Genomic DNA, 25,071 nt, shown 5'->3' on the forward strand with positions numbered 1-25,071 from the left:
AAAGATATATAGATTATGTCAGCACACGCAGATACTCACGACGCTCACGACGATCACCACCATAAAGAAACTTTCATAACTAAATACATATTTAGTATTGATCACAAAATGATAGCCAAGCAGTACCTCATTACTGGTACTATTATGGGTGTTATAGGTGTAATAATGTCTTTAATGATGCGTATGCAAATTGCATGGCCAGAAGAGCCAAATGTGATTTTTGAAGCATTATTAGGTAAATGGGCACCAGACGGTGTTATGGATGCTGATATTTATTTAGCATTAGTAACAATACATGGTACTATAATGGTATTCTTTGTACTTACAGCAGGTTTAAGTGGTACTTTTAGTAACTTACTAATTCCGTTGCAAATTGGTGCACGAGATATGGCCTCAGGATTCTTAAACATGGTTTCTTATTGGTTATTTTTCATCTCAAGTGTAATCATGGTATCTTCTTTCTTTGTTGAAGCAGGACCAGCAGCAGCAGGTTGGACAATTTATCCTCCATTAAGTGCATTACCAATGGCTCAAGGCGGTTCTGGAATGGGAATGACGTTATGGTTAGTCTCTATGGCTATATTTATTGCATCTTCATTATTGGGGTCTTTAAACTACGTTGTAACAGTTATAAACCTACGTACTAAAGGAATGTCTATGACTAGACTACCTCTAACAATATGGGCATTCTTTGTAACAGCAATTATTGGTATCGTTTCATTCCCAGTATTATTATCTGCAGCATTACTATTGATAATGGATAGAAGTTTCGGAACATCGTTCTTCTTATCAGATATATTTATTCAAGGTGAAGTGCTTCATTATCAAGGAGGTTCTCCTGTATTATTCGAACACTTATTCTGGTTCTTAGGACATCCAGAAGTATATATTGTAATCTTACCAGCAATGGGATTGGTGTCTGAAATTATGGCTACTAATTCACGTAAACCAATTTTTGGTTACCGTGCTATGATTACTTCAATATTAGCTATTGCTTTTTTATCAACAATAGTTTGGGGGCACCACATGTTTATCTCAGGTATGAATCCTTTCTTAGGTTCTGTGTTTACATTTACAACACTATTAATTGCAATACCATCTGCAGTTAAAGCCTTTAACTGGATAACCACAATATGGAAAGGAAATATTCAAATGAATCCTGCCATGTTATTTTCTATAGGTTTTGTTTCTACTTTTATAACAGGTGGTTTAACAGGAATTATTCTTGGAGATTCAGCTTTAGATATTAATGTTCACGATACTTATTTTGTAATTGCACATTTTCATTTAGTAATGGGTATATCTGCACTTTATGGTATGTTTGCAGGTATCTACCATTGGTATCCAAAAATGTTTGGTAGAATGTTAAATAAAAAACTAGGTTTTATCCATTTTTGGATCACCGCAGTTTGTGCTTATGGTGTTTTCTTTCCAATGCACTTTATAGGTATGGCTGGATTACCAAGACGCTATTATACAAATTCTAATTTCCCATTATTTGATGATTTAGCTGATACAAACCAAATCATTACAATATTTGCATTAATTGGTGGAGCAGCGCAATTAATTTATTTATGGAACTTCTTTAGTAGTATATTCTACGGTAAGAAAGCGGTTCAAAATCCATGGAGAGCTACAACTCTAGAGTGGACAACACCAGTAAAACATATTCACGGTAACTGGCCAGGAGAAATACCTCACGTATATAGATGGTCTTATGACTATTCTAAACCAGGACATGACGATGATTTCGTACCGCAAAACATTCCTTTAAAGGAAGGTGAAGAAGAGTTACAACATTAATCAATTCACTTTGTAAATAAGGTCTCTCAGTAATGAGAAACCAAAACATATTAAAAAGCCTTTCAGTGTAATAAAAACTGAAAGGCTTTTTCTTTATATTTGTTTAAGCTGAAGTTATTCAGTTTTATTTAAGTCTTATCATATGCGATTGAGTCTTAATACATAATTAAACAAGAATACCGCTTTCGCGGAAAGTAACATGAACGAAAACCTAGATCCTTCAAACGATAATTTTTCTTCTGAAGAATTCGACATTGAAAAAACATTAAGACCATTATCTTTTGAAGATTTTTCTGGTCAAGACCAAGTGTTAGAAAATTTAAAAATCTTCGTTGAAGCTGCTAACCAAAGAAATGAAGCTTTAGATCATACATTATTTCACGGTCCTCCAGGTTTAGGTAAAACAACTTTAGCAAACATACTCGCTAATGAATTAGAGGTTGGTATAAAAGTAACTTCTGGACCAGTTTTAGATAAGCCAGGTGACTTAGCTGGTTTATTGACTAACCTAGATGATAGAGATGTACTTTTTATTGATGAAATACATAGATTAAGTCCAATTGTAGAGGAATACCTTTATTCTGCAATGGAAGACTTTAAAATAGACATCATGATTGAGTCTGGACCAAACGCAAGAACAGTTCAACTTAATTTAAATCCATTTACATTGGTTGGTGCAACTACACGTTCTGGTTTACTTACAGCACCAATGCGTGCACGTTTTGGAATCCAGAGTAGATTACAATATTACGATACCGAATTATTAAGTACAATTATACAACGTAGTGCTCAAATATTAAATGTTCCAATAGCTATGGAAGCTGCAATAGAAATTGCAGGTAGAAGTAGAGGAACACCTAGAATAGCAAATGCTTTGTTACGTCGCGTTCGTGATTTTGCGCAAATAAAGGGTAATGGAAGTATAGATATAAAAATCGCTAAGTTTTCTCTAGAGGCTTTAAATGTTGATGCTTACGGATTAGATGAGATGGATAATAAAATTTTATCTACAATAATCGATAAATTTAAAGGAGGACCTGTAGGAGTATCAACTATAGCAACAGCAGTAAGTGAAAGCTCTGAAACTATTGAAGAAGTTTACGAACCTTTTTTAATTCAACAAGGTTTTATTATGCGTACTCCAAGAGGCAGAGAAGTCACAGAATTAGCTTACAAACACCTAGGAAGAGTAAAAGGTCCAACTCAAGGAGGATTATTTTAATGTTTTTTTATTCCTGCGAAGGCTGGAATCCATAATAAAATGATAAACAATAAAGCTAAATACACAAACCTAATTAAAACCGAAGCCAAACGCCTCGGTTTTTTGTCTTGTGGTATTAGTAAAGCTGAATTTTTAGAAGTCGAAGCACCACGTTTAGAAAATTGGCTTAATAAGAATATGAATGGCGAAATGAGTTACATGGAAAACCATTTCGACAAGCGCTTAGACCCAACAAAATTAGTTGAAGATTCTAAAAGTGTTATTTCTTTACTACTAAATTATTATCCGGCGGAAATACAGAAAGATACTGAAGCACCAAAGCTTTCTAAATATGCTTACGGTCACGACTATCATCATATTATAAAATCTAAATTAAAAGAACTCACGCATTATATTCAAAATGAAATAGGCGAAGTTTCTGGTCGTGCCTTTGTAGATTCTGCACCAGTTTTAGATAAAGCTTGGGCAGCAAAATCTGGACTAGGCTGGATTGGGAAACACAGTAATTTATTAACGCAGCGAGTAGGTTCTTTTTATTTTATAGCCGAACTAATAATAGATTTAGATTTAGAATACGATCATGCAACAACAGATCACTGTGGAACATGTACAGCTTGTATAGATGCGTGTCCTACACAGGCCATAACAGAGCCTTATGTTGTGGACGGAAGTAAGTGTATTAGTTATTTCACAATAGAACTAAAAGACCAATTGCCTAACACAATGAAAGGCAAGTTTGACGATTGGATGTTTGGTTGCGATGTTTGCCAAGACGTTTGTCCATGGAATAAGTTTTCGAAACCACATAGCGAACCTCTTTTTAATCCACATCCAGAGTTATTAGATATGACAAAAAAGGATTGGGAAGAAATTACAGAAGATGTTTTTAAAAAAGTGTTTCAAAAATCGGCAGTGAAGCGTACTAAATTCTCAGGTTTAACAAGAAATATAGATTTTTTGAAATAACTAAAATCTATTTTTAACATCATTCTTTGATTTATTTCTCTTTTTACTGGCTTTTACATTATTTGTAAAATTGTAAGTAAGCCATAAACCTACAGTTCTTGTTCTGGGTTTTGTAAAATCTCTGGTTACATAATTATCAAACTGTCTAACATTAATGTATTGTAAAGAATTAAATACATCATTTATGTATAGTCTTGCGTTTAGTTTTTTGTCCAAAAACGATTTCTTTACTACTAAATTAACACTGTATTTTTCTGCTGCTTCATAAAAAGCATCTGTTTTTGCTGAGTTATAACGACCAATAATATCCAAATCTAAGGTATTACTTAATTTAAAATTGTTGAATGTGTTTAGGTAAATAGTGGCCTTCCCAAATTGATCATTACCTTGTTCATCAACAAATTTTCTGTAAAATAAATTTCCTGTAAAGCGTAAGTACCACCAACTATTAATCTTGTTAGATCTGTTATACTCTAAACCATATTGAATTTGACTTCCGGCATTTTTCTTTTGATAGTAAGCAATATCATCAATTAAAAAATACACTCCGTTAATAGCATCATTTACTTCATTGTAATAAGCCGATACTGTTTGCTTGTTAAATTGATAACTAATCTCAACTTTATCTACAAGCTCAGGCTCTAAGTCTGGATTTCCTATTAAAAATCTAAAATCATTGACCTTTATAATAGTATTGTTTAATAAGTTAAAAGAAGGTCTTCTAATACTTCTAGAATAACTTGTTGATAACGATTTGCTTTTAGAAAAATTATAAGAATAATAAGCCGATGGAAAGAGGTTTGTGTAATTTTGTTTAATACGGTTATTATCATCCAATAAGTCAAACCTTTCTATAGCTGTATTCTCAATCCTTAAACCTAATTTTAAATACTGCTTAGACGATAAATTTTTATCTAAAGAAAAATAACCACCAGTAATACCTTCATTATATTTAAACAAGGTTGTTCTTTCTTCATCAACAATAAAAGAATCTTCTTCTAGAAATTTAGAAAGTAAACCATTAAACCTATTGCTAATAGTGTGTTTAATACCTGTTTCTAATTTTAAACCTTTGTTATATTTCTTTTTATAATCGCCTTGAAAAGAATAGACCTTTGTATCTGTATCTGCATTATTGGTTTCTAAGTTATCATCAAACAAACCCAAATTATAATTAGAGAAGTTTATGTTTTTATCAGTATTTTGTTGATTAGTGTAATCAACAAAAACAGTGAAAGTTTCGTCATTTCCTTTTATTTTCCATTTGTAGTTAAGTATTCCATTAACCACATTGCTATTGGCATTATTTGTAACGTTTACAGTTCCCGAGTCTAATAAATCATTATTATTAGTTATAGTTAAGTTCCCAAAAACACCCGAAGCACGTCTATTGGTTGAGCCAAACAATTCTAGGCCTAATTCATGATTAGTCCAAATCTCAGAGACTAAGCCTAATTGATAATTATGCTTTGGCAATGTTGATTCCGAAAGTCTTTTCGTTTGAATAAAATTATAAGTTTCATTATAAAAAATATCAGTATCTATTTTTGTTCCAGTGTAATTTTTAGAATAATTATAACTACCATAAACATTCCATTTGTTAGCTCCATAATTAAAAACACTACCCAAATAGTGTTTGTTGTAGTTTTTACCTTTAAAGAAGTTGTAGGTTTTTACAGTCGCATTAAAACCTAAGACTCCTTTTGATAGAATAATATTAATAACACCACCTGTACTTTCTCCATCTAAGTTTGCTCCTTTATTGGTGGTTATTTCAATACTTTTAATGCTTTCAGAATTTATACCAGACAAATAACTAGACAAGTCGCTACTACTTAAATTACTTTTTCTACCGTTTATTAAAATTGTAGCGGCTTCGTTTCGCATTAATATATTATCACTAGAATCTACCCATACATATGGTGATCTTTGTAACACTTCAATACCATTATAACCTGCTTTAAGAGGACTGTTTTTTATGTTTAAAATAATCTTGTCTTCTTTTTTTGTTATAAATTCTTTAGAAGAAGTAATAGTAACTTCCTTTAAACTAGTATTAGATTCTAATAAAATAATGTCGTCAATATTTATAGATTCCGAAAAGTCTAAATCCTTTTTAAAATCTTTATAACCAATAAAGCTAACAACTAATTTAAAGGTTCCTTTTTCTTCTAGTTTTAAAACAAACTCACCTTTTTCATTAGAAACTGCTCCATATTTAACAGCGTTATTTGTAGATTCTATTAAAATAATATTAGCAAATTCAATTGGGTTGTTTGCGGAATCTACAACGTTGCCAGAAATAATGTTCTGACCGTATATTGAGGCGAAGAAAAACAATAACGCGATTGTAAGATAATTTTTAAATGATCCAATATTCATAGCTCGAAGATATTGTTTTTTCAGCATTTCCTTTCTGCAAAAACCTTACATTTGTATTTCATATCACAATGAAAATATATGAGTAAACAAAGCAAAAGAAGAGAAGCATTAGTATACCATGCTAAGCCAACTCCAGGTAAGATAAAAGTAGTGCCAACCAAGAAATATGCAAGCCAAAGAGATCTAGCTTTAGCTTACTCTCCAGGTGTAGCAGAGCCATGTTTAGAGATTGCAAAAGATGTTAATAATGTTTATAAATATACTGCAAAAGGCAATTTAGTTGCTGTGATTTCTAACGGAACAGCAGTTTTAGGTTTAGGTAATATAGGACCTGAAGCTTCAAAGCCAGTAATGGAAGGAAAAGGTTTACTGTTTAAAATATTTGCAGATATCGATGTTTTCGATATTGAAGTTGGTACAGAGGACATAGAGGAGTTTATTCAAACTGTAAAAATGATAGCGCCAACTTTTGGTGGTATTAATCTTGAAGATATTAAAGCACCAGAAGCTTTCGAAATAGAAAGACGTTTAAAAGAAGAGTTAGACATTCCTGTAATGCATGACGACCAACATGGAACGGCTATAATTTCGGCTGCAGCCTTGTTAAATGCATTAGAGCTTTCAGAAAAAAAGATTGAAGATGCAAAAATAGTTATAAGTGGAGCAGGAGCAGCAGCAATTTCTTGTACACGACTATACTTGGCATTTGGAGCAAAACGTGAAAACGTTGTCATGCTAGACAGTAAAGGTGTAATTAGAGATGATAGAGGTAATTTAACATCTCAAAAAGCAGAATTTGCAACGCACAGAAGAATAGATACACTTCTTGAAGCCATGAAAGGTGCAGATGTTTTTGTTGGTTTATCTACTTCAGATATTGTAACTCCAGAAATGTTATTGGTAATGGCTAAGAATCCTATTGTTTTTGCAATGGCGAATCCGGACCCAGAAATTCAATACCAATTAGCTATAGACACTAGAGATGATATTATTATGGCTACAGGACGTAGCGATCATCCTAATCAAGTAAATAACGTACTTGGTTTTCCTTTTATTTTTAGAGGAGCTTTAGATGTTCGTGCAACAAAAATTAACGAGGCCATGAAAATGGCAGCTGTTATAGCATTAGCAAATTTGGCTAAAGAACCAGTGCCAGAGCAAGTAAATATTGCCTATAATGAAACCAGATTAACTTTTGGTAAAGAATATATCATTCCAAAACCATTCGACCCAAGACTTATTGGAGAAGTATCTCCAGCGGTTGCAAGGGCTGCAATGGAAAGTGGAGTAGCATTAGAACCAATAGAAGATTGGGAAAAGTATAAAGACTCATTGCTAGAGCGTTTGGGTAATGATAATAAAATTATTAGACTCCTTTTAAACAGAGCAAAATCTGCTCCTAAGCGTGTAGTATATGCAGAAGCAGACCATATAGATGTATTAAAAGCTGCACAAATAGTTTATGATGAAGGCATAGCAATTCCTATTTTATTAGGAAGAAAAGAAGAAATAGAGCGTTTAAAAGAAGAGATAGAATTTGATGCAGATGTATTGATAATCGATCCAAAAACGGACGAGCAAATCGAGCAGAAAAATAAATACGCGCAAGTTTATTGGGAGCAACGTAAACGTAGAGGTGTAACTTTATTGGAGGCACAAAAATTAATGCGTGAGCGTAATTACTATGCAGCAATGATGATAAATGAAGGAGATGCAGATGCTTTAATATCTGGTTATTCTCGTAGTTATCCTCAAGTAGTAAAGCCTATGTTAGAACTTATTGGTTTAGCACCTGGTTCTACCAGAATAGCGACTACAAATGTTATGATGACAGAGCGTGGGCCAATGTTTTTAAGTGATACATCTATAAATATTAATCCTACTGCTAAAGACTTAATTAAAATTGCACAAATGACATCTGGTGTTGTAAAAATGTTTGGACTAAAGCCAGTAATGGCAATGACGAGTTTTTCGAATTTTGGTTCTTCAAAAGATCAAACAGCAACTAAAGTACGTGAAGCAGTTTCTTATTTACACAGAAGGCACCCAGATTTAATAGTAGATGGAGAGTTGCAAACAGATTTTGCACTTAATAACAAAATGCTTCAGGATAAATTCCCGTTTTCTAAATTAGCTGGACATAAGGTGAATACTCTTATTTTTCCAAATTTAGAATCTGCAAACATCACTTATAAATTACTAAAAGAATTGAATAAAGCAGAGTCTATTGGTCCTATTATGATGGGATTACGTAAACCAGTGCATATTCTTCAATTGGATGCAAGTGTAGATGAAATTGTAAATATGACTGCAATAGCAGTAATAGATGCACAACAGAAAGGAAAAGAGGCGTTAATGAGTTAAAAAAGCAAATAATTTTTAGTCCGAGAATTTTATTACATTTGAAATCTTAACAAATAACTGTAGATGATTACACATATTAAAGGAAAATTGGTGGAAAAAAATCCAACAGATGTCGTTATAGACTGTAATGGTGTAGGTTATTTGTTAAACATTTCTTTGAATACCTTTTCTCAAATTCCTGAACAGGAAAATATACAATTATTTACACATCTTCAAGTAAAGGAAGATTCTCATAGTCTTTATGGCTTTGTAACAAAAGGAGAACGAGAAGTGTTTAGGTTACTAATTTCTGTAAGCGGAATTGGTACTAACACAGCAAGAACAATGCTTTCGTCTCTTACGCCTAAACAAATTCGTGAAGGTATTGCTACAGAGGATGTTGCACTTATTCAATCCATAAAAGGTATTGGAATAAAAACTGCGCAACGTGTTATTATTGATTTAAAAGATAAAATTATTAAAATTTACGATATTGACGAAGTTTCTGTCAATAGAAGCAATACCAACAAAGATGAAGCGTTATCTGCTTTAGAAGTACTTGGTTTTGCGAAAAAACAAGCAGAGCGTGTGGTAGATAAAATTGTTGTATCCGAACCAGAGGCTAGCGTAGAGAACATAATTAAACAAGCTTTAAAAAAATTATAGTAGATTTTGAACACAACTAACCTGTCTTTTTATAAATCGATTAAAAATAGTGCATTAACAGTTTTAGCATTCTTGTTATCGCTTAGTGCTTTTGCGCAAGATCCAGATCCAACAGTAGAAAGTGACTCTACAAAAACTGGGTTTAGTTTTGGTAATATTGAAATGCCAAATCCTAATAGTATTACCTCTAAGTATACTTATGATCCACAAACAGATCGCTATGTTTATACAGAATCTATTGGTAACTTTAATCTTAATTATCCAATTATTTTAACACCAAAAGAGTATCAAAATTTGGTGTTTAAAGAAAATTTAAAAGGATATTATAAAGATAAAATTGATGCTACTGATGGTAAAAAGGACACTTCCGAAGAAGCAAAAAAGAATTTACTACCCGAATTTTATGTAAACTCAGGGTTTTTTGAAACTATTTTTGGCGGAAACACCATAGAAGTTGTACCACAAGGTTCTTTAGAAATGGATTTAGGAGTTTTGTTTACAAAACAAGATAATCCATCATTTTCACCTAGAAACAGAAGTAATTTTACGTTCGATTTCGACCAGAGAATTAGTTTAAGTTTATTAGGTAAAGTTGGAGAGAGGCTTCAAGTTACTGCCAATTATGATACCGAAGCAAGTTTCGACTTTCAACAATTAGTAAAATTAGAATACGATCCTACTTTTGGAGGAGGTGAAGATTCTATACTTCAAAAACTAGAAGTTGGTAATGTAAGTATGCCATTAAATAGCTCTCTTATTTCTGGAGCGCAAAGTCTATTTGGTGTTAAAACAAAATTACAGTTTGGAAAAACTACAGTTACTGCTGTGTTTTCTGAACAAAAATCAGACACACGTTCTGTAGTCGCTCAAGGTGGAGGAACATTAGACGAGTTCGATTTCTTTATTCGTGATTACGATGAGAATCGTCACTTTTTCCTAGCACAGTATTTCCGTGAGAATTACGATAAATCTTTAGAAAATTACCCATATATAAATACAAATGTTCAAATTACAAGAGCAGAAGTTTGGGTAACTAATAGAAGTAATAGAACAGAAAACGTAAGAAATGTAGTAGCACTTCAGGATCTTGGAGAAACTGCTTTTGTTGGAAATTCAGGAGTTGTTGTTACTGCTGGTCCAGGAGCTTACCCAGATAATGCAAATAACCGTTTAGATCCAACAAATATTGGTGGACCAGGTTCGCAAATTACAGATGCTATTAGAGATATTGCAACCGTTCAATCTGGTATACTAGTTTCTGGTTTTAACGAAGGATTTGATTACGCAAAACTTGAAAACACTAGAAAACTACAAGAAGGTCAAGAATATGTTATCAACACACAATTAGGTTATATTTCATTAAATCAGCGATTAAATAATGATGAAGTATTAGCCGTAGCTTTTCAATATACAGTTGGAGGTCAAGTGTATCAGGTTGGTGAATTTGCTAACGATGGTATTGGTGCAACTACTGTAGAAACAAATGGTAGTAATGAAGTAACAAACGTAACAAATAACAACTTAATTCTTAAATTACTTAAAAGTAGTATTACATCTGTTTCTCAACCAATTTGGGATTTAATGATGAAGAATATCTACGACACTGGAGCCTACCAATTAAGTCAGGAAGATTTTAAATTAAATATTTTCTATAATGAATCTGCACCTTTAAATTATATTAGTGCTGTAGATGGTTCTCCTTTTGGAACCGATTTTGAAGGCGAACCAATAGAACAAACTACATTATTGCGTTTATTCAATTTAGACAGATTAAATTATAATAACGATCCGCAAGCTAATGGAGATGGTTTTTTCGATTTTGTATCAGGAATAACAGTAATACCTCAAAATGGGAAAATAGTATTTACTAAAGTAGAGCCTTTTGGACGTTATTTATTTGATGTTTTAGATAATGATGGTAACCCAGGAAACAATGGCTTCGATTATGAATCGGATACGTATACTAACGCCAATCAAGAAAAGTACGTTTATGATATCTTGTATAAATCTACAAAAACGGCAGCTTTAGACGAGGTTCAGAAAAATAAATTTCAAATAAAAGGACGTTATAAATCTCAAGGAGGAGATGGTATTGCTATTGGAGGTTTTAATGTTCCAAGAGGCTCTGTAAAAGTAACTGCAGGAGGACGTGTTCTTGTAGAAGGCGTAGATTATACAGTAAATTACCAATTAGGTCGTGTACAAATTTTAGACGAAGCTTTAAAAGCATCAAATACTCCAATACAGGTAACTACAGAAAACAACTCAATATTTGGTCAACAAACAAAGCGTTACACAGGTATTAATGTAGAACATCAATTTAATGAGAAGTTTTTAATTGGTGCTACTTATGTTAATTTAAACGAAAGACCAATTACCCAGAAAGCAAACTATAATAGTGAGCCAATTAATAACACAATACTTGGATTTAATGGTAATTATTCTACCGAAGTACCTTTCTTTACAAGACTAGTAAACAAGCTGCCAAATATAGACACAGATGCACCTTCTAATTTATCGGTTAATGGAGAATTTGCTTATTTATTACCTGGAGCACCAAAAGGAACAGATTTTAACGGAGAAGCAACCGCTTATATTGATGACTTTGAAGGGAGTCAAAATGGTATAGACTTAAAATCGGCTCAATCATGGAAACTATCAAGTAGACCTTTAGAATTAAATGGAACTACAGTAGCAGATGGTTTTAGTGGTATTAGAAATGGTTATGACAGAGCATTATTAAACTGGTATACTATCGATCCTATTTTTTATGGTAGTCAAAGACCAACAGGAATAGATGATGACGATGTATCAAACTTATATACTTCTCGTGTTTTTGTTAGTGAATTATTCCCAGAGCAAGATATAGCACAAGGTCAAACAAGTGTTTTAAACACTTTAGATTTAACTTATTATCCAACAGAAAGAGGGCCATATAACTTTAGTGACACCAATTTAGAAGCAGATGGTTCTACGCTTATAACACCTACTAATGGTTGGGCAGGAATTACAAGACAATTAACATCCACAGATTTTGAACAATCTAATGTAGAATATATAGAGTTTTGGATGCAAGATCCTTTTCAAGACAATCCAACAAATCCAGGAGGAAAATTGGTATTTAACTTAGGAAGCATTTCAGAAGATGTTTTAAAAGATGGTAAAAAACAATATGAGAATGGTTTACCAGCAGATGGGAACGTTAATTTATTACAAAGCACAATAACACCTTGGGCTATTCCTCAAAATCAAGCATTAATCTATGCTTTTGATTCTACAGGAGATGAGCGTACAAATCAAGATGTTGGTTTCGATGGTTATGATGATTTAGAAGAAATGAGTATTACCGATCCTACTATTAATCCTGGGAATCCAACACCAATACCATCTTCAATTGCATCTTTGCCAGATCCATCTGCAGATAATTATCAATATTATTTAAGTGCAGAAGGAGATGTTTTAGACCGTTACAAACGTTATAACAATGTGCAAGGTAATTCTCCAGATGCATTTAGCGATACTAATAGAGGTTCTACAACACAACCAGATGTAGAAGATATTAATAGAGATAACACGATGAATACTATCGATAGTTATTACGAATACGAATTAGAAGTAACACGACAAAATTTACCATTAAACAATACAAACGAAATTTTACCCGGAAACCCAATAGGAGATTTTATTAAAGATGTAAAAATACGTCCTAGATCTTTACCTAATGGAGAATCAGAACAAGTACGTTGGTACCAATTTAGAATTCCAGTTAAAGGCGATCATGTAATTGCTAGAAATGGAATTACAGATTTACGTTCTATTCGTTTTGCACGTATGTACCTTAATGGTTTTTCAGAACAAACAACCTTCCGTTTTGGTACTTTAGATTTGGTACGTAGCGACTGGAGACGTTATCAATTATCGTTAAATGGAGGCCCAACATCGCCAAATTTTGATGATACAGAATTTACAGTTGGAGTAGTAAGTACACAAGAAAATGATGGTAGTTACGAGTCTCCACCAGGAATAGAGCCAGAAAGATTAAATAATAATAACTCCATAATAGATCAAAACGAGCAATCTCTTGTTGTTAATGTATGCGATTTAGAGCCAAAAGACTCTAGAGCTGTATATAAGAATATTAGTATAGATATGAGACAATACAAACGTCTTAGAATGTTTATGCATGCAGAAGAAGGAGATGTTCCTGGATTAGGAGATAAAGAATTAGTTGGTTTTATTAGAATGGGTAATGATTTAACAGAAAATTACTACCAAATCGAAATTCCATTACAAGTTTCAACAGGAACCACTAGTGCTGCTTTATGGCCTACTGCAAATGAAATAAATTTACCATTAAACCTTTTAGAGAAAATAAAATCTTTGGGTATCGCAAATGGTACTTTGGCAAATCCAGAGGCTAGTTTTTACGATGTTGTAAATGGCGAATTAATAGAAATACCAACAACTTCCCAATATGAAAACTACGAACTTGGGCAAACTAGATTAGCAATAAAAGGAAATCCAAATTTTGGAGCTGTAAGAACCTTAATGGTTGGTGTAAAAAATGGTTCACCTAATGCGCAATGTGGAGAGGTATGGTTTAATGAACTTCGATTATCTGATATGGATAACGAAGGTGGTTGGGCTGCTATAATGAATGTAGATACTAATTTTGCTGATTTTGCAAATATAAGTGCAACAGGTAGAATGAGTACAGCTGGTTTTGGTTCTGTAGATCAAGGTCCACAAGAGCGTAGTATGGAAGAGGTTAAGCAGTACGATGTTGTTACTAATATAAATATCGGACAATTATTACCTAAAAAATGGGGAGTTCAATTACCTTTTAATTACGGTCAAGGTGTAGAATTAATTACGCCAGAATACGATGCGCAATATGAAGATTTAAAGCTTCAGGATAGAATTGATGCTGCCGGAACTGCCGAAGAAAAGAAAACTATTAGAGAACAGTCCGAAGAATATACTAAACGTAGAAGTATCAATTTTATTGGTGTTAGAAAAGTAAGAACAGGAGAATCTAAACCTCGTTTTTACGATGTAGAAAACTTAACATTTAATCATTCTTATAACAAAGTAGAACATCGCGATTTCGAAATCGAGCGTTCTATAGATAAGCAATCTCGAACAGGAGCAAGTTATGCCTATAATTTTGAGCCAAAAGTATTCGAGCCTTTTAAAAAGAACGATTCACTTTTTACTAATAAATATTGGAAATTATTAAAAGACTTTAACCTTAACTTAATGCCTTCTAGTTTTACGGTTAATTCAGATATAAAAAGACAATTTAACAGTCAGCGTTTTAGAGAGGTTGAATTAGGTGGAAATAATATTGGTTTAGAGGAGTTGTTTAGAAGAAATTACAACTTCGATTTCCAATCTACTGTAAACTGGAATTTAACGAAGTCTTTATCTTTTAATTTTGCAGTTGCAAATAATAATATAGTTAGAAACTACTTTAAAGATAATATTGTAAATGGAGAACAAGACCCAAGTTTAGATGTTTGGGATGGTTATTTTGATGTTGGTGATGCTAATAGACGCTCGCAAACTTTAGGTATAAATTACGAGTTACCTTTCAACAAATTCCCAGCGCTTGATTTTATTAATGCAACATATTCTTACCAAGGTTTATACCAATGGCAAAAAGGTTCAGATTTATTTGGAGAGCTTGTTGCAGATGATGGTTTAACTTACGATTTAGGAAATTCTATTTCCAACGGAAACACACACAATATTAACTCTACGTTAGATATGCGTAAGTTTTATAAATACATTGGTCTTAAGAAGAAGCGTGTAACTAAAAGTAATGGTAAGGTTAGTAGAAAACCAAAAAGAGGTACTCCTCCAGGAGCATCTAAAAAAGACGACACAAAAAAGGTAGTAACTAAAAAGAAAAGTGGTTTTGGAACAGGAATAGCCAATTTTGGAATTGGTATTTTAACTTCTGTAAAACGTATTCAAGCTAATTATTCTGAAAATAACGGAACGTTTTTACCAGGTTTCTTAGATACTCCAGGATTTATTGGCACTTCTAAACCAACATTTGGCTATACTTTAGGAAGCCAGAGAGATATTAGAGATATAGCAGCAAGAAATGGTTGGTTAACAGACTTTCAAGATTTTAATCAACAGTACACAAAAACCCATACAAAACAACTGGATCTTTCGGCTAATTTAGAGCCTTTTAATGATTTGAAAATAGATTTAGTAGCAACAAGAACCTATGCTGAAAACTATACAGAAAACTACAAAGTAGATCAAATTACTAATGAATACCAATCCTTAACACCAAATACCTTTGGAAATTTTAATGTGTCAACATTTACATTACCTACAGCCTTTGGAAAAAGTGATGAAATAAGCTCAGAAGCTTTTGATGCTTTTAGAGAAAATAGATTAATAATAGCAAGAAGATTGGCTGCCGAAAAAGGAGTGGATTTAAACAATCAAGATAATTTTGAAGGCGCAGATCTTAATGGTTTTCCAAAAGGTTTTGGTAAAACAAGTCAAGCAGTATTACTACCAGCGTTTTTAAGCGCATACACTGGGCAAAATGCTGAGAAAACAAAATTAGGGGCCTTTAGAAATGTGCCAATCCCCAATTGGGATATTAAATACACAGGCTTAATGAAGTTTAAATGGTTTAAAAAACGTTTTAAACGCTTATCATTATCTCATGGTTACCGTTCTAGTTATACTATTAATCAATTTAGAACAAATTTAGATTTTAATGGTATCGATTACACTTCTCCTTACGATTTCCAGCCATCTGATGACTTAGATCAAGCAGGTAACTATAAAAATGCAGAACTGTATAGTAATGTCAACTTAACTGAGTTATTTAGTCCGTTAATTAAAGTAGATATGGAAATGAAAAACTCTGTAATTGTTGGAGTTGAGGTTAGAAAGGATAGATTACTATCTCTAAGTTTCGATAATAATTTAATGACTGAAATTCAAGGAAAAGAATACGCACTTAAATTGGGTTACAGATTTAAAGATGTACGTATTAAAACTAAATTAGCAGGACCAAAAAAAGCTATAGTTAGTGATTTATTAATGGAAGCTAATCTTTCTGTTAGAGATAATAAAACAATTATTAGATATTTAGATTTAGAGAATAATCAAATAACAAACGGACAAACCATTTACGGATTGAAGTATAATGCTAATTATTCATTTAGTAAAAACTTAACCGGTATTTTTTACTTCGATTATACGTTCTCAGAATATGCAATATCTACTGCTTTTCCACAAACAACAATACGCTCTGGGTTAACTTTGAGGTATAATTTTGGTAACTAATAAAATGGTTTAATTTTTCTATTTGAAAACCCAAAGCAATTAAATAAAAATAAATCCCTCAAGACTTTGCCTTGAGGTTTCCATTGAAATTGTCATTACCGTGAAATCGAAGATTTACGATTTCTAATTAAAAAATAATATCAATGAGTAAAACGAGAATCTAAATAAATAATTTTAACTTTTTTAAGTTAGAAAAACCAACAAAATACTTCTTTGGCTCTGCCTTAAAAAAGTTGTTTTCAAAAAATTCTTTATTACATTTGTAAAAATTATAAAAAAATAACATAATGAATATTCCATCAGAATTAAAATATACTAAAGACCACGAGTGGGTTAAAATAGAAGGAGATGTAATTACAATAGGTATTACAGATTTTGCACAGAGCGAATTAGGTGATATTGTTTATGTAGAAGTTGAAACTTTAGACGAAACATTAGATGCTGAAGAAGTATTTGGTACAGTTGAAGCGGTAAAAACGGTTTCAGATTTATTTTTACCTGTTGCAGGAGAAATTATAGAATTTAATGAGTCTCTTGAAGATGAGCCAGAAAAAGTAAACTCAGATCCTTATGGTGAAGGTTGGATGGTTAAAGTTAAAGTGTCAGATGTTTCAGAATTAGATTCATTATTATCTGCCGAAGATTACAAAGCGCTAATTAGTGCTTAAGAAATTTAGTCTTTTAGTAAGTGTTTTTTACACGATAATGTTATCTGCTTTAAGCTTAATGAAGTTAAAAGATGTTGTTAAAGATTTACCATCATTTAACGATAAAGTAGGACATGTTTTAGCACATTTTCTTTTCGTTATACTATGGTTTGTAGTGTTTCATTATAAATTTAGCTTTAAATACAGTAAGGCTTTAAGTCTTGCGGCACTATTTTCATTGGTATATGGTATAGCTATAGAATTACTACAAGGTTGGATTACTGTAAGTAGAGAAAGTGACTTTAAAGACGTGTTAGCAAATGTTTTAGGAATGGTATTTGCTTCATTACTTTTATTAAGTATAAAAAAACGCGCCATAAAAAAGAATAATAGCTTGCTTTTTTGATAAATAAATAGTTATTTTAGCAAAGCATAAATAAACAAATTAATGGAAACAAAGAAAAACCCTAAAGCAAACGTAGGCAGAAACAGCTCTCTCTATTTTGCGGTTGGTATGTTGTTAATGTTAGGTTTAACATATACGGCTATCAATTACAAAACATACGACGAGCGTGTTGTAGATAATAGGTCTATTGATGTTGATGACGAATTGGATGAAGAAATTCCAATTACAAATCAAGCACCACCACCACCACCACCACCACCACCACCACCACCAGCGCCAGAAGTTATTGATGTTGTTGAAGATGAAGCGGAAATAGAGGAAACGGTTATCGAATCTACAGAAACAACTCAAGAAGAAGAAATTGTTGAAGTTGAAGATGTTGAAGTAGAAGAGATAGAAGAAGATGTAGAAGTTTCTTTCGCAGTAATCGAAAGTGTACCTGTATATCCTGGTTGTGAAAAAGGAAACAACGATCAGAAACGTAAATGTATGTCTGATGCAATTAACAAAATAGTTTCAAGAAAATTCGATTTAGACTTAGGTCAAGAATTGGGTTTAAGTGGTAAACAACGTATTTATGCTCGTTTTACTATAGACAAAGCAGGAAACATTGTTAACGTTAAAACACGTGGTCCACATCCTGGATTAGAAAAAGAAGCTAGAAGAGTTGTTGGTTTAATACCAAAAATGAAACCTGGTAAGCAAAGAGGAAAGCCTGTGAAAGTAACTTTCGATTTGCCAATAACATTTAATGTACAAGACTAATTAATTAGTTTAAAAGCACATAAATTAAAAACCCGATACAAACTTTGTATCGGGTTTTTTGGTTTTGGTATGCTTATTGTTATTTCTTCATAATATTAACATGTAAACTTTAATAATTATGAACAATTCAAAGAAAAGTCACGATCTCGTTCGTCAAAACGAGATTAACGTGCAGAAATCGCAAAAACATGATGTAAATTTACAAAAAAACTCAACGCTGTACTTTCAGGTTGGATTAATTTTGTGCTTGTTGGCAAGTTATGGTGCTTTAGAGATGTCTTTTGAGGGATCTAAGGAGTTAGTCTATGTAACTCATGAAAAGGATGATTCCATCTATGAGGTTGATCCTAAAATTTACAAAATTGTAAAAGAAGTTAAGCACGTACCTAAAGAGGAAATAGTTAAGCCTAAGCCTAAAAATCCTGATTTTAAAATTGTAGACGATTTAGAAGAAATTAAGAAAGTGGAAGCTAAACTTGTTGATGTTGTTGTTCCTCCAAATAAAAAGCCTGTTCTTTCTACAGATGATCCAAGTTTGGTTATTGAAGATATTGAACCAATAATAAATATTATGGCTGTACAACAAGTGCCAATTTTCCCTGGTTGTGAGAAAGAAACAAACAATGAAGGTAGAAGGAAATGTTTGTCTGAAAAATTATCAAAACTAGTACAGAGAAAATTTGATACAGATGTAGCAACTGATTTAGGTATAACTGGAAAACAGAAAATTTATGTTTCTTTTAAAATCAATAAACTTGGAGAGGTTGAAATTATTGAAACGAAAGCTAAACATACAGCGTTAGAAAAAGAAGCCAATAGAGTGGTTGGTAAGATTCCAACAATGCAGCCAGGAAAAAATAATAATAAGCCAGTTGTGGTGTCGTATATGCTTCCAATTAATTTCAATATTCAATAAATAGAATAGTATTTCAATTATTAAAAACCGTTATTACCTTTGGTAGTAACGGTTTTTAATTTGCAATAAAATTTTTTAGAACTAGTTTTGATGTCTCATTGGTTTCCAAATTGGAGAGTTATTCCTTTAAGATGGATTATAAATCAAGTATTAAAACTTCAGTATTAAAAAATTTAAAAATGTTATCTTTCGACGAAATTAAATGTAAAATAGACCATGAAGTTTTATGCTTTCATTTTAATACTATGTTTTCAGTCTTTAGCAATTGCTCAAGATAATAACGAAAAGCCTCCTGTTTTCGATTCTTGTAAAGAAGAACCAATTGCTAACATGCAAAAATGTTTCGATGCTAAAGTGTTCAATTTAATATTTGAAAACTTCAAAGTATCAGAGACCATAAGCGAAGCTAATTACAAAGGAGAAGTTGTTATTTTATTCGAAGTAGATAAAGAGGGTTACTTTAGAACCATGTATGTGGATGCTGTTTATCCAGAGTTAAAAGCCGAAGTTATTCGTGTTATTAAAGAATTCCCAAAAGTAGACCCAGCAACTTATAATAGTAATCCAACGTACAAGCAATACTCAATAGTATTAAAAATCCCATTAGAAGACCAAACAATTGTTGCTCAGGATTTAGCACTTCAAAATAAAAAACAAATAGAACAAGAGCTAAGTGCTTTAGAATTAGCTGCTAAAAATGAGCTTGATAGAGTAAATGCAGATTATATAAAATACGATAATAGCGAATATTCAAGTCAGTTAAATATTCCGTTTTCGCATGAAAATTATTCTAAGTTTGATCGTGCAACAAATTTAATAGGCACAAATAGCCATACAGCCTCAAAACCATTTATTTATGAAGAGGTTTCTGCTTATCATGATTTTAATGCTGAAAATGAAGCTTTAAAAAAAGAAACTCAAACTTGGGCAGGAAAGAAATTATGGAATGAGCACTTGGTACAACTACAAGGTTCAGACTATTGGTTTACTGTAGATCCAATTTTTGATTTACAAGTAGGAAAAGATACTGATGCAGATTTTAGTTCTACTTTCAATAATACAAGAGGCGTTTTTATACAAGGAGGATTAGGTGCGACATTTAATTTCTCGGCTTCGGTTTACGAAAACCAAGGTCGTTTTGCACAGTATTTTAATGACTATGCAGATAGTATTAAATCGGAAGGTGGAGATCCTGCCATTATTCCTGGTCGTGGTATTGCTAAGCGCTTTAAAGAGGATGCTTATGATTATCCTGTGGCAGAAGCGTATCTGTCTTACACACCAGCAAAATTTATTAATGTCCAATTTGGACATGGAAAGAATTTTATTGGTGATGGCTATCGTTCATTGTTGCAAAGTGATGCAGCAAGCCCGTATCCTTATTTAAAATTGAATACTAAGTTTTGGAAAATAAAATATACAAACACATACACGTGGTTAAAAGATGTAAGAGCAGAAGTTACCGAAGATGGAGCCTTTTTAACTAAATACATTGCTAACCACTATTTAAGTTGGAATGTAAACAAGCGTTTAAATTTAGGATTGTTCGAATCTGTAATATGGGCAAATACAAACGATAGAGGTTTCGATATTAATTATTTGAATCCTGTTATTTTCTATCGCGCTATCGAGTTTGAAACCGGACAAGATGCAGGAAATGCTATTGTTGGAGCTTCTGCAAAATATAAGATTAACGATAATTTTAATATGTATTCTCAATTTGTTTTAGATGAATTTTCATTAGGTGACGCTAAAGGAGGAGAAGGTAGTTGGAAAAATAAATTTGGATTACAATTAGGTGTAAAGTATTACAATGCTTTTAAAGTGAAAGATTTAATGCTTCAAGCGGAATATAACGCAGTACGACCTTATACCTATTCGCATAATACAATAACACTAAACTATGCGCATAATAACCAGCCAATGGCACACCTTTGGGGAGCAAACTTTAGAGAGTTAGTATTGATAGGCCGTTATAGAAAAGGCAGATTGTTTGGAGAAGCTAAACTAATAACAGGAATTCGCGGTTTTGATATTAATAATGGTACAGATAATTTTAATTATGGAGGTAATATTTTTAGAGATGAAGTAGATAGACCTTTCGATTCTGGAGTAAAAATTGGGCAAGGCATACAAACAACTACTATTAATGCAAGCTTACAAGCAGGCTTTCTTCTAAATCCTGCATCAAATTTAAAATTGTTTACTAATGTGAGCTATCGTAATTTTAATCCTGATGCTATTGGTGAGGCGGAACTAAGAAGCAGTTCTGTTTGGTTTAATATTGGATTGAGAACAGATTTGTTTAATTGGTATTATGATTTGTAGGGTTTAAAGAAACACAGTTCTTATTGAATAAGCATAAAACAGGAAATGAATGATAACTATTCGATATTTGTATATCTCTAGTTTTGTAAGTGATTTTAACAATAGATTTTTTTAAGTATAAACTAACCTTAAAATCCTCACTCTTTTCTTTTATAAATCTACTTTTACAACGTATCTTTGCCTAAAATTTTTAAGTGCTTACTATAGCATTAAAAACAAAGCAATACATTGAGTACTACAACTATCATAGCAAAACCTTCATTAATTTCAGATTTTAAAGAAATCACGAAAATGCGTTTAGCATTAAGTGTCGTGTTTTCTTCTGTTGCTGGTTATTTGCTTGGTGTTGAAGAGGTTAATTACACAACACTTTTTTTATTAGCTTTAGGTGGTTATTTTATGGTTGGAGCTTCAAACGCTTACAACCAAATTATAGAAAAAGATTTAGATGTTTTAATGGACAGGACTAAAAATCGTCCTATTCCAGCTGGTCGCATGACTGTGCGCACTGCCTTTATAATAGCAACCGTTTTTACCGTTTTTGGTATTGGTATTCTATATTATATTAATCCGCAAACAGCAATGTTTGGTGCTATTTCTATCTTTTTATATACTTGTGCATACACACCATTAAAAACAAAAACACCTTTGGCTGTATTTGTTGGTGCTATTCCAGGAGCAATACCTTTTATGTTAGGTTGGGTAGCAGCTACTAACGAGTTTGGTATTGAGCCAGGAACCTTATTTGCATTACAATTTTTCTGGCAATTTCCTCACTTTTGGGCAATTGGATGGTTTTTATTTAACGATTATAAAAAAGGAGGCTTCTTCATGTTGCCAACTAAAAAACAGGATAAAGGCACAGCTGTACAAATAATTATGTATACTATTTGGACCATTATAATTTCAATTATTCCGGTTTTTGGAGTAACAGGAAAGCTAGAGCTATCTTATGTTGCTGCAACAATTGTTTTTGGTTTAGGTCTGTTTATGCTGTATTACGCGATTCAGCTATTCAAAAAAATGACAGAAAAAGCTGCGAAGCAACTTATGTTAGCTAGTGTTTCATACATCACATTAGTACAAATTATTTACGTAGTAGATAAGTTTATTAGATAATTATGGATTTAACTCAAGGAACCCTAAAAGAAAAGAAAGAACGTGCTAAAAAAATGATGCTTTGGTTTGGCCTTATTGCATTGTTTATGTCGTTTGCAGGTTTAACAAGTGCAGTAATAATTAGTCGTACACGTCCAGATTGGTCTAAAGCCTTAGATTTACCGCAAGTGTTTTTAGTGAGTGTTTTTGTAATAATAGCAAGTAGTATTGCTTATGTTTTTGCGCAACGGGCTTTAACAAACAACAATAGACAATTAACAACTATTTTATTATTAACTACTTTTGTATTAGGAGTGTTGTTTATTGTACTTCAATTTCAGGGCTTTAGAGCGCTTATAGAAGCTGGTTATTATTTTACAGGAGAAACTAGTGATCCTAAAGCATCATTTATATTTTTAATTGCTTTTTTTCACATACTACACGTAGCTGTTGGACTAATTTGCTTGCTGGTCGTAATTTATAATCATTTTAAACAAAAGTATACGGCAGATAATATGTTAGGTATGGAATTAGCCGGAACATTCTGGCACTTTATTGATATACTGTGGGTATTCTTGTATTTACTAATGTATTTTGTAGGTTAGATTTATACAATATAAGGGTAGACAAGAAACAGAATTTACTAATCAGACAAAACAAGGCTCAAAAATTACAGTTTAACATTTCTTTAGTAGAAGAAAATGATTATTTTTGTGCAATATTTTAAATTAACGAACTCAACTATATGAATACTACAGTTGCAACTACTGGAACAGAAGGTAAAACTTGGGGAGGCGGAAATGCTCCATTAAAAGCCAGTTATGGTAAAATGATGATGTGGTTTTTTATCGTTTCCGATGCCTTAACATTCTCAGCATTTTTAGCTGCTTATGGTTTTTCTAGATTCAAATTTATTGATTCTTGGCCAATTGCAGACGAAGTTTTTACTCACGTACCTTTCTTTCATGGTAATTATCCAATGATTTATGTTGCGTTCATGACCTTTGTACTTATTATGTCTTCGGTAACTATGGTATTAGCCGTAGATGCTGGACATCACATGAATCAGAAAAAAGTAACATGGTATATGTTCTTAACTGTTATTGGTGGTGTGATTTTTGTTGGTTCTCAAGCTTGGGAATGGAATACATTTATTAAAGGAGAATATGGAGCTGTACAAACTAAAGGTGGTAACATCTTACAATTTGGTGAGTATAAAACTGTAGACGGTGAGCAAAAATTTGAACGTGTAGCTATTGCAGACTTTGCAAAAGTAGTACATGGTGATAGAGCACAACACGAAAGCAAAAAAGGGTTATGGTTTGTAAGTGAAGGTTCACTACCAGAATATTCTGTAGACGAAGTTTACAACGGTTTAGTTGCAAACGAAAATGTATTGATTAGAAACCAAATTATAAATGAGCACGGTCATAAAACAATACTTTCTCGTGAAGAGTCATTAAAGCAATTAAAAACAAACGGAAAAGCAGTAGTGCATGGCGCTAACTTAAAAACCAACGAATATGGTTCGCCATTATTTGCAGATTTCTTTTTCTTTATTACAGGTTTCCACGGTTTCCACGTATTCTCTGGAGTTGTAATTAATATTATTGTTTTCTTTAACGTTATTATAGGTACTTACGAAAGACGTAAGAACTATGAAATGGTTGAGAAAGTAGGGTTGTATTGGCACTTTGTAGATTTAGTTTGGGTATTTGTATTCACATTCTTCTACTTAGTTTAATAAAATAATATTATCATTTCCTGTAAAAGGAAAACTATTTAAAGCATATTATAATGGCAGAACATAAATTAGCAATATTTCAAGGTTTAGTAAAGTTTAAATCGAATACTTCAAAAATTTGGGGCGTTTTAGCTTTCTTAACATTTATAACTTTAATAGAGGTGGTTTTAGGTATTTACAAACCAGAAATGTTAATGGGTAAAGTTTTAGGTATGAAATTACTTAACTGGATTTTTATTATTCTAACCATAGTAAAAGCATACTATATTACTTGGGACTTTATGCACATGCGTGATGAAGTCAAAGCGTTAAGACGTATGGTAATATGGACAGCAGTATTCTTGATTTGCTATTTAGTCTTTATCCTTCTACAAGAAGGAGGTTACATTGAAGGTGTTTACACTAACGGATTTGTTAAAAAAGATTTTTAATTAAAATGATTTAAGTTAAAAGATAGTAAAA

The 25,071-nt window shown here is 32.3% G+C and carries 16 protein-coding genes; 15 read left to right on the forward strand and 1 reads right to left on the reverse strand.

All coding sequences use genetic code 11. From position 1 onward, the window contains the following. The first annotated feature begins 15 nt into the window (after positions 1-15). The 3 genes from CW733_RS14560 (at position 16) to queG (ending at position 3,991) form a co-directional block, all read left to right on the forward strand. The gene (locus CW733_RS14560) at positions 16-1,803 is read left to right on the forward strand and encodes a cbb3-type cytochrome c oxidase subunit I (protein WP_100997941.1); all 1,788 of its coding nucleotides are present in this window, start codon (positions 16-18) and stop codon (positions 1,801-1,803) included. A gap of 199 nt (positions 1,804-2,002) precedes the next feature. Next, the gene (gene ruvB, locus CW733_RS14565) at positions 2,003-3,025 is read left to right on the forward strand and encodes a Holliday junction branch migration DNA helicase RuvB (protein ID WP_100997945.1); all 1,023 of its coding nucleotides are present in this window, start codon (positions 2,003-2,005) and stop codon (positions 3,023-3,025) included. A gap of 39 nt (positions 3,026-3,064) precedes the next feature. Beyond that, positions 3,065-3,991 carry a tRNA epoxyqueuosine(34) reductase QueG gene (queG, locus tag CW733_RS14570; RefSeq protein ID WP_100997952.1) on the forward strand — a complete coding sequence of 309 codons (927 nt, stop codon included), beginning with the start codon at positions 3,065-3,067 and terminating at the stop codon, positions 3,989-3,991. Here queG and CW733_RS14575 read toward each other — a convergent pair whose 3' ends face one another. Next, positions 3,992-6,373 carry a TonB-dependent receptor domain-containing protein gene (locus CW733_RS14575; RefSeq protein WP_198520078.1) on the reverse strand — a complete coding sequence of 794 codons (2,382 nt, stop codon included), beginning with the start codon at positions 6,371-6,373 and terminating at the stop codon, positions 3,992-3,994. A gap of 78 nt (positions 6,374-6,451) precedes the next feature. Here CW733_RS14575 and CW733_RS14580 point away from each other — a divergent pair, with 78 nt between their 5' ends. The 12 genes from CW733_RS14580 to CW733_RS14635 all read left to right on the forward strand — a co-directional run bounded on the left by CW733_RS14580 (position 6,452) and on the right by CW733_RS14635 (position 25,040). Then, positions 6,452-8,737: an NADP-dependent malic enzyme gene (locus CW733_RS14580; RefSeq protein WP_100997954.1), complete on the forward strand. Its 2,286-nt coding sequence runs from the start codon at positions 6,452-6,454 to the stop codon at positions 8,735-8,737. Positions 8,738-8,800: 63 nt separating this feature from the next. Next, a complete protein-coding gene (ruvA, locus tag CW733_RS14585) occupies positions 8,801-9,382 on the forward strand; it encodes a Holliday junction branch migration protein RuvA (protein WP_100997955.1) in 582 nt (193 codons plus the stop codon). 6 nt (positions 9,383-9,388) lie between these two features. Further along, positions 9,389-16,705, forward strand: a complete 7,317-nt coding sequence (sprA, locus tag CW733_RS14590; RefSeq protein WP_100997957.1) for a cell surface protein SprA — start codon at positions 9,389-9,391, stop codon at positions 16,703-16,705. Positions 16,706-16,992: 287 nt separating this feature from the next. Further along, positions 16,993-17,373 (forward strand): glycine cleavage system protein GcvH, encoded by a 381-nt coding sequence (gene gcvH / locus CW733_RS14595; protein ID WP_100997959.1) that lies wholly within the window; start codon positions 16,993-16,995, stop codon positions 17,371-17,373. After that, entirely contained in the window at positions 17,366-17,758 is a 393-nt protein-coding gene (locus CW733_RS14600) for a VanZ family protein (protein WP_157811591.1), read from the forward strand. The genes gcvH and CW733_RS14600 overlap by 8 nt, the downstream gene beginning before the upstream one ends. Positions 17,759-17,800: 42 nt before the next feature. Further along, complete coding sequence (locus tag CW733_RS14605; protein ID WP_100997969.1) at positions 17,801-18,523, forward strand: energy transducer TonB; 723 nt, start codon at positions 17,801-17,803, stop codon at positions 18,521-18,523. A gap of 118 nt (positions 18,524-18,641) precedes the next feature. After that, on the forward strand, positions 18,642-19,439 hold the full coding sequence (locus CW733_RS14610; RefSeq protein ID WP_100997971.1) for an energy transducer TonB: 798 nt from the start codon (positions 18,642-18,644) through the stop codon (positions 19,437-19,439). Between the two features lie 216 nt (positions 19,440-19,655). Next, positions 19,656-21,767 (forward strand): gliding motility protein RemB, encoded by a 2,112-nt coding sequence (locus CW733_RS14615; RefSeq protein ID WP_100997973.1) that lies wholly within the window; start codon positions 19,656-19,658, stop codon positions 21,765-21,767. A gap of 228 nt (positions 21,768-21,995) precedes the next feature. Beyond that, entirely contained in the window at positions 21,996-22,886 is an 891-nt protein-coding gene (cyoE, locus tag CW733_RS14620; RefSeq protein ID WP_100997995.1) for a heme o synthase, read from the forward strand. 2 nt (positions 22,887-22,888) lie between these two features. Next, positions 22,889-23,470 carry a cytochrome c oxidase subunit 3 gene (locus CW733_RS14625; RefSeq protein ID WP_100997997.1) on the forward strand — a complete coding sequence of 194 codons (582 nt, stop codon included), beginning with the start codon at positions 22,889-22,891 and terminating at the stop codon, positions 23,468-23,470. A 140-nt stretch (positions 23,471-23,610) separates the two neighbouring features. Further along, positions 23,611-24,609 carry a cytochrome c oxidase subunit 3 gene (locus CW733_RS14630; protein WP_100997999.1) on the forward strand — a complete coding sequence of 333 codons (999 nt, stop codon included), beginning with the start codon at positions 23,611-23,613 and terminating at the stop codon, positions 24,607-24,609. A 50-nt stretch (positions 24,610-24,659) separates the two neighbouring features. Then, a complete protein-coding gene (locus CW733_RS14635; RefSeq protein ID WP_100998001.1) occupies positions 24,660-25,040 on the forward strand; it encodes a cytochrome C oxidase subunit IV family protein in 381 nt (126 codons plus the stop codon). Positions 25,041-25,071: the final 31 nt, after the last annotated feature.

This window comes from Lacinutrix sp. Bg11-31, assembly GCF_002831665.1.
GTDB lineage: Bacteria > Bacteroidota > Bacteroidia > Flavobacteriales > Flavobacteriaceae > Lacinutrix.

Excerpts from the sequence above, each read along its gene's own strand:
- CW733_RS14560 (WP_100997941.1), top strand. The coding sequence starts at position 16 with ATGTCAGCACACGCAGATACTCACGACGCTCACGACGATCACCACCAT.
- ruvB (WP_100997945.1), top strand. The coding sequence starts at position 2,003 with ATGAACGAAAACCTAGATCCTTCAAACGATAATTTTTCTTCTGAAGAA.
- queG (WP_100997952.1), top strand. The coding sequence starts at position 3,065 with ATGATAAACAATAAAGCTAAATACACAAACCTAATTAAAACCGAAGCC.
- CW733_RS14575 (WP_198520078.1), bottom strand. The coding sequence starts at position 6,373 with ATGAATATTGGATCATTTAAAAATTATCTTACAATCGCGTTATTGTTT.
- CW733_RS14580 (WP_100997954.1), top strand. The coding sequence starts at position 6,452 with ATGAGTAAACAAAGCAAAAGAAGAGAAGCATTAGTATACCATGCTAAG.
- ruvA (WP_100997955.1), top strand. The coding sequence starts at position 8,801 with ATGATTACACATATTAAAGGAAAATTGGTGGAAAAAAATCCAACAGAT.
- gcvH (WP_100997959.1), top strand. The coding sequence starts at position 16,993 with ATGAATATTCCATCAGAATTAAAATATACTAAAGACCACGAGTGGGTT.
- CW733_RS14605 (WP_100997969.1), top strand. The coding sequence starts at position 17,801 with ATGGAAACAAAGAAAAACCCTAAAGCAAACGTAGGCAGAAACAGCTCT.
- CW733_RS14610 (WP_100997971.1), top strand. The coding sequence starts at position 18,642 with ATGAACAATTCAAAGAAAAGTCACGATCTCGTTCGTCAAAACGAGATT.
- CW733_RS14615 (WP_100997973.1), top strand. The coding sequence starts at position 19,656 with ATGAAGTTTTATGCTTTCATTTTAATACTATGTTTTCAGTCTTTAGCA.
- CW733_RS14625 (WP_100997997.1), top strand. The coding sequence starts at position 22,889 with ATGGATTTAACTCAAGGAACCCTAAAAGAAAAGAAAGAACGTGCTAAA.
- CW733_RS14630 (WP_100997999.1), top strand. The coding sequence starts at position 23,611 with ATGAATACTACAGTTGCAACTACTGGAACAGAAGGTAAAACTTGGGGA.